Annotated in this window: 12 protein-coding genes and 4 tRNA genes; 4 read left to right on the forward strand and 12 right to left on the reverse strand. The window is 30.6% G+C overall.

Going from position 1 to position 14550, the window contains the following annotated elements:
* Positions 1–342: 342 nt before the first annotated feature.
* From CF386_RS00320 to mrcB, 5 genes are all read right to left on the reverse strand, one after another.
* Positions 343–429, reverse strand: a tRNA-Leu gene (locus CF386_RS00320).
* 43 nt (positions 430–472) lie between these two features.
* A tRNA-Leu gene (locus tag CF386_RS00325) sits at positions 473–559 on the reverse strand.
* Positions 560–590: 31 nt separating this feature from the next.
* Positions 591–666, reverse strand: a tRNA-Gly gene (locus CF386_RS00330).
* A 1-nt stretch (position 667) separates the two neighbouring features.
* Positions 668–741, reverse strand: a tRNA-Cys gene (locus CF386_RS00335).
* Between the two features lie 150 nt (positions 742–891).
* Entirely contained in the window at positions 892–3183 is a 2292-nt protein-coding gene (gene mrcB / locus CF386_RS00340) for a penicillin-binding protein 1B (RefSeq protein ID WP_225971703.1), read from the reverse strand.
* A gap of 209 nt (positions 3184–3392) precedes the next feature.
* Between mrcB and CF386_RS00345 the strand changes: the two genes are divergently transcribed.
* Complete coding sequence (locus CF386_RS00345; RefSeq protein WP_089072554.1) at positions 3393–4007, forward strand: murein L,D-transpeptidase catalytic domain family protein; 615 nt, start codon at positions 3393–3395, stop codon at positions 4005–4007.
* Positions 4008–4449: 442 nt separating this feature from the next.
* Positions 4450–5154, forward strand: coding sequence for a hypothetical protein (locus CF386_RS00350; RefSeq protein WP_089072555.1), 705 nt, complete (start codon positions 4450–4452; stop codon positions 5152–5154).
* Here CF386_RS00350 and pgsA read toward each other — a convergent pair.
* From pgsA to CF386_RS13230, 7 genes are all read right to left on the reverse strand, one after another.
* Positions 5148–5711, reverse strand: a complete 564-nt coding sequence (pgsA, locus tag CF386_RS00355; protein WP_089072556.1) for a CDP-diacylglycerol--glycerol-3-phosphate 3-phosphatidyltransferase — start codon at positions 5709–5711, stop codon at positions 5148–5150. The two genes, CF386_RS00350 and pgsA, sit on opposite strands and share 7 nt — an antisense overlap.
* A gap of 10 nt (positions 5712–5721) precedes the next feature.
* Positions 5722–7575: an excinuclease ABC subunit UvrC gene (gene uvrC / locus CF386_RS00360; RefSeq protein WP_089072557.1), complete on the reverse strand. Its 1854-nt coding sequence runs from the start codon at positions 7573–7575 to the stop codon at positions 5722–5724.
* The gene (gene uvrY, locus CF386_RS00365) at positions 7575–8219 is read right to left on the reverse strand and encodes a UvrY/SirA/GacA family response regulator transcription factor (RefSeq protein WP_089072558.1); all 645 of its coding nucleotides are present in this window, start codon (positions 8217–8219) and stop codon (positions 7575–7577) included. The genes uvrC and uvrY overlap by 1 nt, the downstream gene beginning before the upstream one ends.
* 296 nt (positions 8220–8515) lie before the next feature.
* Positions 8516–9313 carry an ABC transporter ATP-binding protein gene (locus CF386_RS00370; protein WP_089072559.1) on the reverse strand — a complete coding sequence of 266 codons (798 nt, stop codon included), beginning with the start codon at positions 9311–9313 and terminating at the stop codon, positions 8516–8518.
* An 18-nt stretch (positions 9314–9331) separates the two neighbouring features.
* Positions 9332–11071: an ABC transporter permease subunit gene (locus CF386_RS00375; RefSeq protein ID WP_089072560.1), complete on the reverse strand. Its 1740-nt coding sequence runs from the start codon at positions 11069–11071 to the stop codon at positions 9332–9334.
* A gap of 588 nt (positions 11072–11659) precedes the next feature.
* Positions 11660–11992, reverse strand: a complete 333-nt coding sequence (locus CF386_RS00380; protein WP_089072561.1) for a TusE/DsrC/DsvC family sulfur relay protein — start codon at positions 11990–11992, stop codon at positions 11660–11662.
* A gap of 21 nt (positions 11993–12013) precedes the next feature.
* A complete protein-coding gene (locus CF386_RS13230; RefSeq protein ID WP_264080464.1) occupies positions 12014–12136 on the reverse strand; it encodes a hypothetical protein in 123 nt (40 codons plus the stop codon).
* Between the two features lie 285 nt (positions 12137–12421).
* Here CF386_RS13230 and htpX point away from each other — a divergent pair, with 285 nt between their 5' ends.
* The gene (gene htpX, locus CF386_RS00385) at positions 12422–13330 is read left to right on the forward strand and encodes a protease HtpX (RefSeq protein ID WP_089072562.1); all 909 of its coding nucleotides are present in this window, start codon (positions 12422–12424) and stop codon (positions 13328–13330) included.
* Positions 13331–13355: 25 nt separating this feature from the next.
* On the forward strand, positions 13356–14537 hold the full coding sequence (locus CF386_RS00390; protein WP_089072563.1) for a class I SAM-dependent rRNA methyltransferase: 1182 nt from the start codon (positions 13356–13358) through the stop codon (positions 14535–14537).
* Positions 14538–14550 lie beyond the last annotated feature (13 nt).

Raw genomic sequence — 14550 nt, forward strand, 5'->3', positions numbered from 1 at the left:
ATGTAAACTCTTTTGAGAAAGAATAAAACGCTTAATTTTAAATAATAGAAATTTAACCATAGTGAGGTGTCCTTTCTTCAAAATAAAGATTAAGAATCTTTAATTTATTCTATGTTAAAAAATGATATGAAAAAAAGTAAAATTATAAGGTCTATTACTTTTTTATTTATGGCGTGAAATTTACACATTTTTGAAGTGGAAATCAATAATTTTTTAAAAATTATTAAAGATTTTTAATTTAAATATTTAAATAGGTAACTACAAGAATTTTCAATGATTTTTTTATAATGAAGTGATTTTTATTTTTCTATGCTACTAGAAATAAAATTAATATATATTTAATGGTGCCTCGGGCCGGACTTGAACCGGCACAGCGCGAACGCCGAGGGATTTTAAATCCCTTGTGTCTACCAATTCCACCACCAAGGCACATAATATGGATGACACCATTATATTAATTTGTTATAAAGATTGGTGCCTCGGGCCGGACTTGAACCGGCACAGCGCGAACGCCGAGGGATTTTAAATCCCTTGTGTCTACCAATTCCACCACCAAGGCACATTTTGGAAAACACCAATTAATAAGTTAATGGAGCGACACACGAGGTTCGAACTCGTGACCTCAACCTTGGCAAGGTTGCGCTCTACCAGCTGAGCTAGTGTCGCATGGAGGCGCGTCCCGGAGTCGAACCGAGGTCCACGGATTTGCAATCCGCTGCATAGCCACTCTGCCAACGCGCCTTAATAACTTAATCTTTATAGGTGCTTATTCTACTGATAACAGTTAATGAGTCAATCATTTTTTTTACAATATCTTTCAATTGATTGTTTTATGCTCATAGTTATTAATTTTTAACCATGAGCACTTTTTCATTGCTTATATAATTAACTTTACCAATCAAATAATCGCTCAAAAAAGTTTTTACGCTGTTCTGTAGGCGCTTGTTTTTTTCTTGAACAATCAATTATGTTAAAGCTATTGTCTTGATTCCATATTGGTAACTCTACTGAACCATTACAATCTTGAATCAAAGAGCCGTTAGGTCCCTGATTAGAAAATTTAACTTTAATGATATTTTCAGGTAATGGTAAATGTAATTTAACCGGTTTCCGATTAGAGAGATACTCAGCATATATTTTCAATCCGCCAGTAGATCCAAAGAGACTAGTCGTTTTATTATCATCTCTTCCAACCCAAACTGCAGAAACCTCTCTGCCATCCACACCAACAAACCAGCTATCTCGGTTATTGCTGGATGTACCTGTTTTCCCTGCAATACCCATGTTAGGAAATTTTTGCTCTAAATATCTTGCTGTTCCTCTTTTTACTACTTGTTGCATATCCCAAGTTGTGAGCCAAGCTGCTTGAGGTGAGACAACTTGTTGAGATTTAGGCCAATATTGATACAAGATCTTTCCACTTTGATCCACAATGGCACTTAAAGCTGTCACTTTTGCTTTTCTTCCTCGGTTTGTAATTGCCTGAAACATCTGTGTAACTTCTAATGGAGAAAGTCTATATGTACCGAGTAACATTGAAGGCACTTCTAAAACCTGCTGTTCAGGTATACCAAGAACAGTTAGTGTGTTTTTAACTTTATCAAGACCTAAAGCCATGCCTAAATTAACAGTTGGAATATTTTTAGATTGAGCCAATGCCAAAAATAAAGGCACTGATGCGCTATTTGTTAAATCATCATTTCTTGGGGACCAAGTTTTACCATTTTTCAGCTTAATATTAATGGGTTCATTTGCAAGAGGTGTTGATAAATTATATTGTTTGGGTAATTCCAACGCGGTTAGGTATATAGCAGGCTTTGTTAATGAGCCTATAGAACGTCTCATATCAAGTGCTCGATTAAACCCAGGAAATCCGGGATTACTACTTCCAATCATAGCTCTAATTTCACCTGTCAATCGATCAACAGATACAAACGCTGCTTCTAATTTTTTTCCCTTTTGACTTTTTTCAAGTTTAGGGATCTCTTGCCTGATAGCTTTTTCTGCTTCAATCTGAGAATAAGGGTCTAGTGTTGTAAAAACTCTTAAACCAATATTATTTTGAAACTCTTCACCCATATTAGCTTTTATCTCATTTTGTATCTCTTCAAAATAAGCTGGTTGTCTGGCATTAAGAACTGGTTCTGGCGTAATATCTAAAGGCATTTTCACAGACTCACTGTATTGCTGGTTTGTAATGACGCCATTTTCACTCATAAGTTTTAAAACTATATTTCTACGTTCAAGTGCTCTTTTAGGATGTGACCATGGATTATAATACGATGGTCCCTTAACTAAACCTATAAGTAAAGCCATTTGATCAGCTCTTATTTCAGTCAATGGTCTTCCAAAATAAAATTGTGCAGCAAGTCCAAAGCCATAAATTCCTGTAGATTTATATTGACCAAGATAAACTTGATTTAAGTAGCCCTGTAGAACTTTATCTTTACTGTAACTCGACGATATAATGATTGCGATGTAGGCTTCTTGAAATTTTCTCCATAACGTACGTTCGCGACTTAGAAATAAATTTTTTGCTAATTGTTGTGTTAAAGTACTTCCTCCCTGAACGGTTCTACCAGCAAGAATATTTGCAACAAAAGCTCTAGCAATAGAACGGAACGAAACTCCACCATGTTCATAGAAATTTTTGTCTTCAGTTGCAACAAGCCCTTTTTTCAAAATATCGGGTAAACTTCTGAGAGAATAGTAAATTCGCTGTTGTTTTGTATCAGCATTTAGCATACCTAAAAACTTTGGATCTAATCTAAAAAAGCCAATGTTTTCTCCAGTTTCAGCATCAGTTATACGAGATATCGTGTTTCCATCAAAATTTATCTTAACATGCCGAATACCTTCCTTCCCATCTTGAAAAGTAAAAGGTCTTCGCATTAAATCTAGAGTATTACCGGTTAATTTAAACTCACCACTACTGTCAACTTTATTTGCCGATACATACTGTAATAATTTTAACTCATCAACAAGCTCATTTTTAGGTATTGTAAAACCTGGTTGTAATGTAATAACTCGACCATAGATAGTTGCAGGCATTTTCGACAAATATTCATGTGAAAATTTTTCTTTAACCTCTTTACTTAAATTCATACCCAAAATTAGCATAAAAATACTAAAAGCAATGAGGGATATCAAAATAAATATAAAAAACTTTTTTAATTTACTCATCTTGTTCTAAAATTCCAATATTCATTATAAAGTTAATTTACTTGATTATTTGTTTTCAAAGCCATTAATACAAGTAAAAACTTAAATTTATTTGCATCATTTACAAAAAAATTACAATATTTGTAGAAAGTAACATTTCATTTATGATATATTGTTGTTTTTTTAACCGAGACGGAATTTGAAGTATTAATTAATGACAACAGAGCACAATGAAAGCATTTAAAATTTTAATTAGCATTTTTTTTATATTAGTATCCATAAACATCCACGCAACAAGTATTTCAAGAGAAGATGCAGTAGATTTATACGATAATCTTAACTTGGAAAAATCGCTAGATAAAAAGGTATTTCTTAAAGCCTACTATGCTTATGCACGAAACCATGGTATAAATGAAATTCTCACTGTAATTGATTATACAAAGCCATCGACTCAAAAAAGATTTTTTGTTATTGATATGAAAAATGAAAAAGTTTTGTTTGATACCTATGTAACTCATGGAAAAAATAGTGGCTTAAAATATTCCTCAAGATTTTCGAATAAAATGAATTCATTAGAAACTTCTCTTGGTACTTTTATTACTGAAAACACCTATTATGGTAGTAATGGATATTCTCTAAGGCTGAAAGGTATAAGCCAAGGATTAAACAACAATGCTTATAGAAGAAATATTGTGGTTCATGGTGCAGCATATGCAGATCCCTCAGTCATCAAGCAAATAGGCAGACTTGGAAGAAGTTGGGGATGTCCGGCAGTACCAGCATATTTAGCCCACCGAATTATCAATACAATTAAAAATGGGACAGTTATATATGCCTATGGGTAATTTTAACCATTAAATTATTTTTTAGATTACCTTATACAATAAAAATAAGGTAATCTTATTATTTACTGTAAAGTCAGTAATTTTATTTGTGTATAAAATTTGAACTACCCCTATATCCAAATGATAATTTTTTACCAATACATCAATAAAATATCTTTTTATTAGTCCAAACTCAATTAATCAATTATCTTGTAATTAATTTCAAAATAATAATCTTTTTAGTCTTCTTTTTCATTGCATTAATCTTAAAAGTTAATAATCTTTAAAAGGTGACCATGTAGAATAAAAAAGAAAAGATAACAACTAAAAATATAATGAAAAAACTTTCTTTATTGGTATTGATAAAGAATTAGGATGATTTTATTATTAATCAGATCATCATACTCAAATTTAAAACACATTGATTTAAAATTGTTTCAACACTTATATATGGAAAAATGCAATGAATAGACTAGCTTATCTTTTTTACTTTATAATCTTTATTTCTTGTTCACTTCACGCAATTGAAAATCCAAATAATAAATTATGTACTAAAACCATAGAATACAATGTGTTATTCAAGAATCAACCAATTGGGAATATAACCTCCATTACAAAAAGTTCATTAAATAATATATTTACAAATGATACTTCATTTACATATAAAATTATCGGACTCTCAAATAAAATAACATCTAATACAAAATATAGAAAATTAGATAAGCAGTATATTCCATTAAGTAGTCATATGAAATCTAACGGTTTGTGGAACACTGATATCGAAACAAAATTTAGTAAGAAAGCTAAAGAGGCCACAGTTCGCTTTAAAAATAAATCTCAACATTACAAAACAAAAGACAAATATTTTACTGATCTGATAACAACAATCAATCAAATAGCTATTGATTTAAATAGCGATAATAAAGATTTGACATATTATGTTCCTTCCGATAAGGGTGTTCTTGTTTATAAATTTAAGAGAATCAAAATAAAGCAACAAAATAAAAATGAAATAACTATAAAACAAGTTGGCAATCCAAACATTGAGTTTCTTCTTTCATTTGTAAAAATAAATAAGCTATATGTGCTTAATAGTCTAAGTTATAAATATAAATTATTAACTTTCAACGTTTCAAGGGAAAGTGTTAAAAATATTTGTAATCAATAATCATGATGTTCAGGATCCATTAAATCTTTTTTTGCAGCTCTTAAATATTGGAACATAGACCAATAAGTTAAAATCATGGCAAAATAAAATGTAACATAGCCAAATATAGTTACATATAAGTTAGGGTGCCACAGTAAAAAAGTTAAAGATACCATCTGCAACGAAGTTTTAAGTTTTCCTGCCCATGACACAGCAACATTTGATCTTTTCCCGATATCTGCCATCCATTCTCTTAAGGCAGATATGATTATTTCTCGACCAATCATAGTTAAAGCAGGAATGGTTATCCACAAAGTATGATAATGATCAATGATAAGAACAAGAGCTGAAACAACTACTAATTTATCAGCAACAGGATCAATGAAAGCCCCAAACTTAGTTATTTGTTTTAATTTTCTAGCAAGAAAACCATCAAACCAGTCCGTTAAACTCGCTATAATAAATAAAATAGTCGTAATTAATGCACTATTTTGGATTGGTAGATAAAATGCTACAACAATAAAAGGTATCAAAGCAAGTCTGAGAAAACTTAAAATATTAGGAATCGAAAATTTCATATTAAATCTTTTATTTTTCAGGTTTTAAATAATCATAAATCAGTTTTGCAAGCTTGGAGCTAATCCCAGGAACCTGATTTAAATCAGCTAAAGTTGCTTTCTTTAATTCTTGCAAACCACCAATATACTGCAACAAATGTATTTTTCTTTTTACTCCAATACCAGGTATATCATCAAGAATGCTTTTACTAATATCTTTTTGCCTCTTTTTTCTGTGATTCTTCAAAGCAAAACGATGACTCTCATCTCTGATAAATTGAATTAAGTGAAGCGCATCAGAATCATCCGGTAATGAAATATCTGGTCGATCAGTAAATTTTAAAGTTTCAAGACCATCTTTTCTTGAGATATCTTTAGCTACCCCAATAAATAAAATATTTTGATAAATATCCAAATTAATTTCATTAAATGCGCCAAGAACTGAGTTTAATTGTCCTCTTCCACCATCAATTAATATAATATCAGGAATTTTATCTTTAGTTAATTTTTTATTAAATCTTTTAAAAATTAACTGTCGCATAGCTGCATAATCATCACCTGGCGTAATATTATCTATATTATAGCTTCTATATTCTTTTTTTAATGGTCCATCTTCTCCAAAAACGACAGAGGAAGCAACCGTATGCTTACCTTGTAAATGACTAATATCATAACACTCAATTCTAAAAATTTTTTCACATTCTAAAAAACTTTTAAAGGCTACAAAGTTTCTCTCATAAAAACCAATACTTTTTGTCTTGTTTTTAATAGCGTTTAATATATTTAATCGAGTAAATTTAACTAACTTACTTTCTTCTTTTGAAAAAATCCTCTTAATAGTTAAGTTTTTTCTATCAGTTAGTAACAGAAGATTTGATTTTATTTCATTTATTTCAGGGGATGATAAATTACTATCTAATAAAATAGTTGAGGGAATCTCTTTAACTTCTGCCCTATTCGTATAAAATTGATTTATAAAACTTGATATAATTTCAAATTCATTTTCTTTTTTTGGCACATAAGGAAAATAACTTTGTGTTCCCATAACTTTGTTGTCACGATAAAATAGGATTTGAAAACATGTTATATTTTTTGATTGCTCCATAACAAAAACGTCAACGGAACTTGCTTTATAATTAGTATTAATTACAATTTGTTCTGCTTGTAATTTATGAATATTTTGAATCTGATCTCTACATTTAGCCGCCTTTTCAAATTCCATTTGCTCACTATAAGCATTCATTTTGGTAACAATTTTATTTAAAAGATCCGTTCTATTACCTTTTAAAAAAATCTTAGTTAAATTAATAGATTCAATATAATCTTTATCGGAGATATATCCCTTAACACATGGTGCGCTGCACTTATCAACTTGATATTTTAAGCAGGGCCTTTTTCTGTTACTAAAAAAATTATTGGAACATAACCTAACTTTAAAAATATCTTGAATAAGGTTAATATTTTCTCTAACAGCATAGACATTTGGGTACGGACCAAAATACTCTCCTTTTGGAAACTTTTGGTTTCTTTGAATACTAATTCTAGGGTATGTGTCATTACTGATATATATGTACGGATAAGATTTATCATCTCTTAATAGCACATTAAACTTTGGTAAATATTTTTTGATTAAGTTTTGCTCTAACAACAACGCTTCAACTTCAGATGATGTAACTGTAACATCAATTTTATTAATCTGACTAACTAAGACTTCAGTTTTGGAGCTTGTTTGTTTTTTTCTAAAGTAACTTGATAATCTATTTTTTAGATTTTTTGCTTTACCCACATAAATTACTTCTTCTCGGGTATTATACATAATATAAACACCACAAGAAGATGTGATATTTTTCAGAAATTGACTGAAATTAAATCTTATAACTGACATTACAAAGTTTCAGTATCTAACATCCCGTATCTTATCGCTAAATGTGTCAACTCAACATCTCCACTTATTTCCAGTTTACTAAAAAGTCGATATCTGTAACTATTAACTGTCTTAGGACTTAGGTGTAATTGCTCAGAAATTTGAGTTACCTTTTCTCCTTTAGTAATCATCATCATAATTTGTAACTCACGTTCTGATAGCGACTTAAAAGGATTTTCAGCATTCGATGATATTTGACTTAAAGCCATTTGTTGCGCTATTTCTGGTGATATATATCTTTGTCCAGAATAGACAATTCGTATAGCATTTATCATTTCATCAGGTCCCGCGGATTTTGTAATATAACCATCACCACCCGCTTCCATTACTTTTGAAGGAAAGGGATTCTCCGTTTGGATAGTCACCACAATAATTCTATTTTCGGGATATAACTTTTTAATTTTTCTTGTAGCTTCTATTCCACCAATTCCTGGCATATTCATGTCCATTAAGATTATATCTGCATGATTTGACCGACACCATTTAATAGCTTCTTCGCCACTGTTTGTTTCTCCAATAACACTTATGCCACGGACGCTTTCTAAAATGCGTCTTATCCCTGTGCGAACCAGTTCATGATCATCGACAAGAAATACATTTATCAAGGTAGGTACTCCTCTGATTTTGGTTACACAAATCAATATTAATTAATGCTACCCAAATAAAAGATTGCTAAAATATCACATCATAAAATGTATTTAAAAATAAAAGTTGGTTGTTGTAATTTTTAGTATCTATTAACAAAATAACATAATTTATATTAAAAAAAAATTTATTATCAAAATATCATATTGAAAATCAATAAATTAAATTGATAATTTCATAATTATAACATAATAATAATAAATTTTTATGACAAAAGACCGGTTTTTAAGGTGCCGAATAACGGCACGCATAAATATTAATCCATTAAATCTTCAATAATTGAGTTTTTAATGGCTTTCAATTCTGGAGTATCAATATTTCTTGGGTGAGACGCTGTTACAGAAATCTCAGACTTAATTCTTCCAGGACCTGGTTCCATTACAATAATTCTATCTGCCATTAAAACAGCTTCTTCTACATTATGTGTGACCATTACGATGCCTTTAGTTTTAATATTGTTTGTAAACCAAAGTTCCATAATGTCGCGACGTAATTTATCCGCAGTAAATATATCTAGAGAAGAGAATGGTTCATCCATAAGTAATAACTCAGGCTCAACAACTAAAGCTCTAGCAAGGCCAACTCTCTGCTTCATACCGCCGGAAAGTTCTTTAGGGTATGCATCTTCATAACCTTCTAATCCAATCATTTGAATTGCTTCTTCAGCTTTCTTTCTACGTTGTAAAATTGGTACACCTTGTGCTTCCAAACCAAAGGCAACATTATCTCGAACAGTTAACCAAGGTAACAGTGCAAATGTTTGAAATACCATAGATACCTCTTCATTTGGCCCACTTAAAGAAGAAGAGTTCTGAAGAACTGTACCTAACGTTGGTTGAATTAAACCTGCAATTATTCTAAGTAAAGTTGATTTACCAGTTCCTGAACGACCTAAAATCGCTACTACTTCTCCTTCATAAAGGGAAAGGTTAATATCACTCAGTACCGTTTGGTCGTCGTTTTCTTTATGATGAGCAAAAGAATGAGTAATATTTTCTAATTCAGTCATAGGAATTTCTTTTTGTTGTTGTTTTCTTAAATTTGTCATAGTCATTATTATATCCTCACTCAATTAATTAAAGTTAAAACGACGCTCTGATAATCTGTACAGAGGAGTCCAAACAAACACAATACATAAAAATACTAGGAAACACATTGCCAATACACCTAACGCTGCAGGACCAGTAGCATTTGGATCTCCTGTTGTTACATTAACATACTCACCTAAACCAGTGACTGAAATTTCTTTTTTACCATAAGTTAAAAATTCAGCTGCTATATCAGAGTTCCATGCCCCACCAGCAGCACTTACAATTCCACAAACAATATAAGGGAAAATAGCTGGTATCATAAATCTCTTCCACCAAGTCCAACCTTTTAGTTTAAATAAAACAGCAAGCTCTCTCATTTCTTGAGGTAAAGCCTGAACTCCAGCGATTACATTAAATAAAACATACCATGCAGTTCCAACCCAAATTAAAGGAATTGTCCAAAGGTTAAGAGATTGATGGTGAACGATAATCATAATTGTGATTATTGGAAAATAGATATCTGGTGGCAAAGCTGCACCAATTTGAATAATAGGCTGACAAATTCTAGTAGCTTTTTCATTCAAACCAATGATTACTCCAAGTGGAACACACATAACAATACTTATTAACATTGCAATTGTTACACGTAATGTAGTATAGCCCATAAGTGGGAGCATATGACTAGCCTCTTTCCAAGGTAAGAAACCATACAAAGCTATCCCTGCTTTAATTAATAAATAAGCAAACCCAACATAGTATAATGCAACACATGTTTTTTGAACTGGTACTGGTATTTTATAAATCATTCCAAATGATCTTGGTAAGAATCTTTTAGGCCCGTTTACAAATAAGTCTCCAAGATATTTTAGAGGTCTTGCAACATAAGTTTGTAAGAAAGTTGCCTGAGTTAATACATTAAAAAACCAAGATGTATTGTGGATACTTCTTGCTGTATTTTCCATTTTATATTTTTCAGCCCAACGAACTAATGGTCTAAAAAAGAGTTGATCAAATAAAATGATGTTTAAAATGATAGCTACTGTACCTAATACAATTTGGGTGTTATTTGCATTATCTAAGCCTTGTTGAATATATGAACCTACACCTGGTAAAACAGCTTGTTTACCTAAAGCTAATGGAATAATTTCAGAGCCTAAAATTGCAAACCATGCAGCAGATTGTGAAACCATTGTATTCCAAAGTAGTCCTGGAACTGAAAAAGGGATTTCTAGCTTCCATAACTTCTGCCAAGGTGATAGTTGGAACATTCTAGCAGCTTCATCAACTTCTTTTGGAACAATCACCATCGTTTGATAAACCGTTAGTGCCATATTCCAAGCTTGTCCAGTGAAAACTCCAAAAATAGCAACTGCCTCAAGTCCCATAACGTTACCAGGATACATTGACATTAAAACAAGGGTTGAAAATGTCATAAAACCCAAAAGGGGAACAGATTCCATAAAGTTAATGAATGGTAATATAAATCGTGATAAATGTTTGTTTTTTGCAGCTGCAACCCCAAATACTATAGCAAAAACAAACGAAAAGAACATACCAATAACCAATCTCATTGTTGTTCTTAAGCTATCATAAGCTAAATCTTTTAAGCTGGCATTTCCTCCCATATCATCATGAGTAAAAGGAACATGCATACCAGTCCATCCTTTGACATATAAAACTGCGGCAATAGCAAATATAATTAATGCTATTAAATCTCTATTATTAAAATTTTTTTTTCTTGAGAAAGAATTATTATTATAACGTCTTTGTGTAGAGGACATTACTATTTCTCCAATTTTCCTGAATATTAAAACTTAAAATAAAACATTGTTTTATTTTTTGATATTTTTATTGCGTTCGAAGATTTTAGTAGCTAAAAAACAAACAAAAATAGAATATCTTATCAAATATATAAAATAATATTGATTAAAATAAAAAAGTTCAATTGAATAATTTCAATATGAAATTAAACTAAAATGTTTGTTTAATAACTAGTATCGACTTGGAGGTTGTATTGGTGTATAAATTCTTAACATCTGGCCCACCTTTTTCATTCTTGGGTTTTGATATTGGGATAATTAGTCATAACTAATCTGCTAAAAATACACTTACTAAAGTAACAAGTGTAAAAAACTTAAATTAGCTTAAACTTGGAGGTTGAATTGGTGTATATATTTTTAACATCTGGCCCACCTTTTTCATTCTTGGGTTTTGATATTAATCTCAAACAATAATTAATATTATTGTCACCTAACAGAAATAGGAAAAGTTTTTTTAAAATGTGTATCTATTTCTTGAGGACACATTTTAAATAAAAAAAAAGAATGTAAACCTTTTTTTTGATTTTGATCAAATTTTTTTGAATAATACTATAGACATTTGGCAGGTTTTGGTAAACCTGCAATTTTAGTGGCTTGTTTCGCTGGACCTTCAGGGAAAAGTTGGAATAAATAAATACTTTTTGCTTTATCTTTGCCTAGTTTTTTTTCAATTGCCTTACTAAGCATCCTCATTGCAGGTGACGTTTTATATTCATTATAAAAATTACGTACAAAAAAAATGATTTCCCAATGATCTTCTGTTAATGTAATATTTTCTTTTTCAGCAAGTTCTCTTGCTACATTCTCATCCCAGTCAGTCATTGATTTTAAATAACCAAATGAGTCTAACAAAATTTCATTGCCTAATTTATTCTTTATCATACTTACCAACAAGCAAAAATCTTACTCCATTTCGCATTCATTTATTTGATGAGCCTCAGTCAAACCTAATTCTTCATGCGCTTCTACTAAGCTCATTCCTAAATGACACTTTAAAATGTCAACAGCAACTGAATATTCTTCCATATCCGTATCCTTCCTTGAATAGTTCAAATAAATTATTTTATTTATAAATAAAAGCAATCTCAATAATGATTAATTTTTTTATCGAAATGAATTTTTAATATATATAAATAAAATAATCAAGTCTATTTTTAAAATAATATAATGTTTGTTTTTTTTTATGACATAGATCATCATTTTTAATTTTATAATTATAATTAATAATTTTTTAAAACTTTTTATTTATAGATATTTTATGATTTTTTTTACATAATATAAAATATTAATTATTGAAAAAAAGGTATCGTAATGAAAAGGGTTTTTCTTTTTTTACTAACAAATGCTGCAATCGTAATTGTATTGAGTATTGTTTTAAATATTATATATTCAACAACAAATATTCAGCAAGGAAGTTTAAACGGTTTATTAGTTTTAGCTGCAATTTTTGGTTTTGGAGGCTCTTTTATTTCTCTTCTTCTCTCTAAATGGATGGCTAAAAGATCTGTCGGTGGAAAAGTAATAGACTCTCCATCTAATGAAACTGAATCTTGGGTTTTTAACACCGTAAAAAATTTATCCGCTAAATCAAACATAAAAATGCCCGAAGTATTAATTTATCCATCAGATGACATGAATGCCTTTGCTACAGGAGCTAAGAAAAATGATTCTTTAGTTGCAGTTTCAACAGGCCTTTTAACAAGGATGACAAGAAATGAGGCAGAGGCCGTCCTTGCTCATGAAATAGCCCATGTTAAAAATGGAGATATGGTAACAATGACTTTACTTCAAGGAGTGATAAATACCTTTGTGATCTTTTTATCCAGAATAGTCGCATCACTTGTATCAAATATCGGTAACAATAATTCTAATAATTCAAGTTCTGGCTCTAATCCTTTTGCTTATTTCGCTACTGTGTTTATTTTTGAATTAATATTTGGCTTCTTAGCTACACCCTTAGTTATGTGGTTCAGCAGACATAGAGAGTATCATGCTGATGCAGGCTCAGCTGAATTGGTTGGTAAAGAAAACATGATCTCTGCACTAGAAGCACTCAAAACAAGCCATGAAACAGAGCTAGAGGGAGAATTGACTGCTTTTGGAATTATTGGGAAAAAATCATTATCTGAATTATTTATGTCTCACCCTCCCTTAGATAAGCGAATAGAGGCATTGAGAAATGGGACTTATACAAATCATCAATCTAAATTAATTTCATAATAGAGCTTTAAAAACCAATGAAAAAATAATTTTAAAAAAAGGAAGAGAAAAGTCATTATTAAGAAAACACCCATGGGTATTCTCAAATTCAATATCTGATGTTCTAGGAGATGTCGTCAGTGGTGATTTGATTGATATATATGATTTTAAAAATCAATGGTTAGCTAAGGGTAGTTATTCTAGCTCATCTCAGATTCGCTCAAGAATTTGGTCCTTTGATTCTAGTGAAAAGATAGATCAACAATTTTTTTTGAAAAAATTAAAAAAAGCCTTTAATTTAAGAGAATCAATTAAAACAAATATAAATAGTAATGCTTATAGACTTATTGCAGCTGAATCAGATGATCTTCCTGGAACCATCGTCGACATATATGACAATAATGTTGTTGTGCAATTATTATGGGCTGGAATCGAAAGATTTAGAAAAGATCTCTTTGCTTCTTTACAGACCCTACTTCCAAACCATCACATTTATGAAAGAAGTGATGCTAATATCCGCAAAAAGGAGGAGTTACCTCTAACAAAAGGATTATTGTCTCAACATAGTGACTTTAATTCTAAATGTGTAATTACAGAAAATGGTGTGAAAATTAATGTAGATATTGAAAATGGACATAAAACAGGTTTTTATATTGACCAGAGAGAAAACAGAAACATTGTATCCAAATATGTAGATAATAAAACTGTTTTAAATTGTTTTTCATATACGGCAGGATTTGGTTTATTCGCCTTTAAGGGCAACGCAAAACATATAACTAATATTGATGTTTCAAACTTAGCCTTAGATTTAGCAAAAGAAAACTTTATTTTAAATAACTATAACACAAAAAAAGTTGATTTTATAAATAAGGATGTATTCAAGGCTCTTAGAGAATATTATAATGAAGGTAAAAAGTTTGACGTCATTATTCTTGATCCACCTAAATTTATGGAATCTAAAAAACAACTTAATGATGCGGCAAGAGGATATAAAGATATAAATCGATTAGCCCTATCTCTTATAAAACCTGGTGGCTTTCTTTTTACATTTTCATGCTCTGGTTTGATGCCCACAGAGCTATTTCAAAAAATTATTTCTGATTCAGCACTTGATGCTGGTAAGGAAATTAAAATAATAGAGAAGTTATCTCAATCTCAGGATCACCCTATTTCAGGCAACTTTCCCGAAGGATCTTATCTGAAAGGTTTAGCTTGTTACGTCAATTAAATTTATTAAATAA

The sequence above is a fragment of the Paraphotobacterium marinum genome (genome assembly GCF_002216855.1).
Taxonomy (GTDB): Bacteria; Pseudomonadota; Gammaproteobacteria; order Enterobacterales; family Vibrionaceae; genus Paraphotobacterium; species Paraphotobacterium marinum.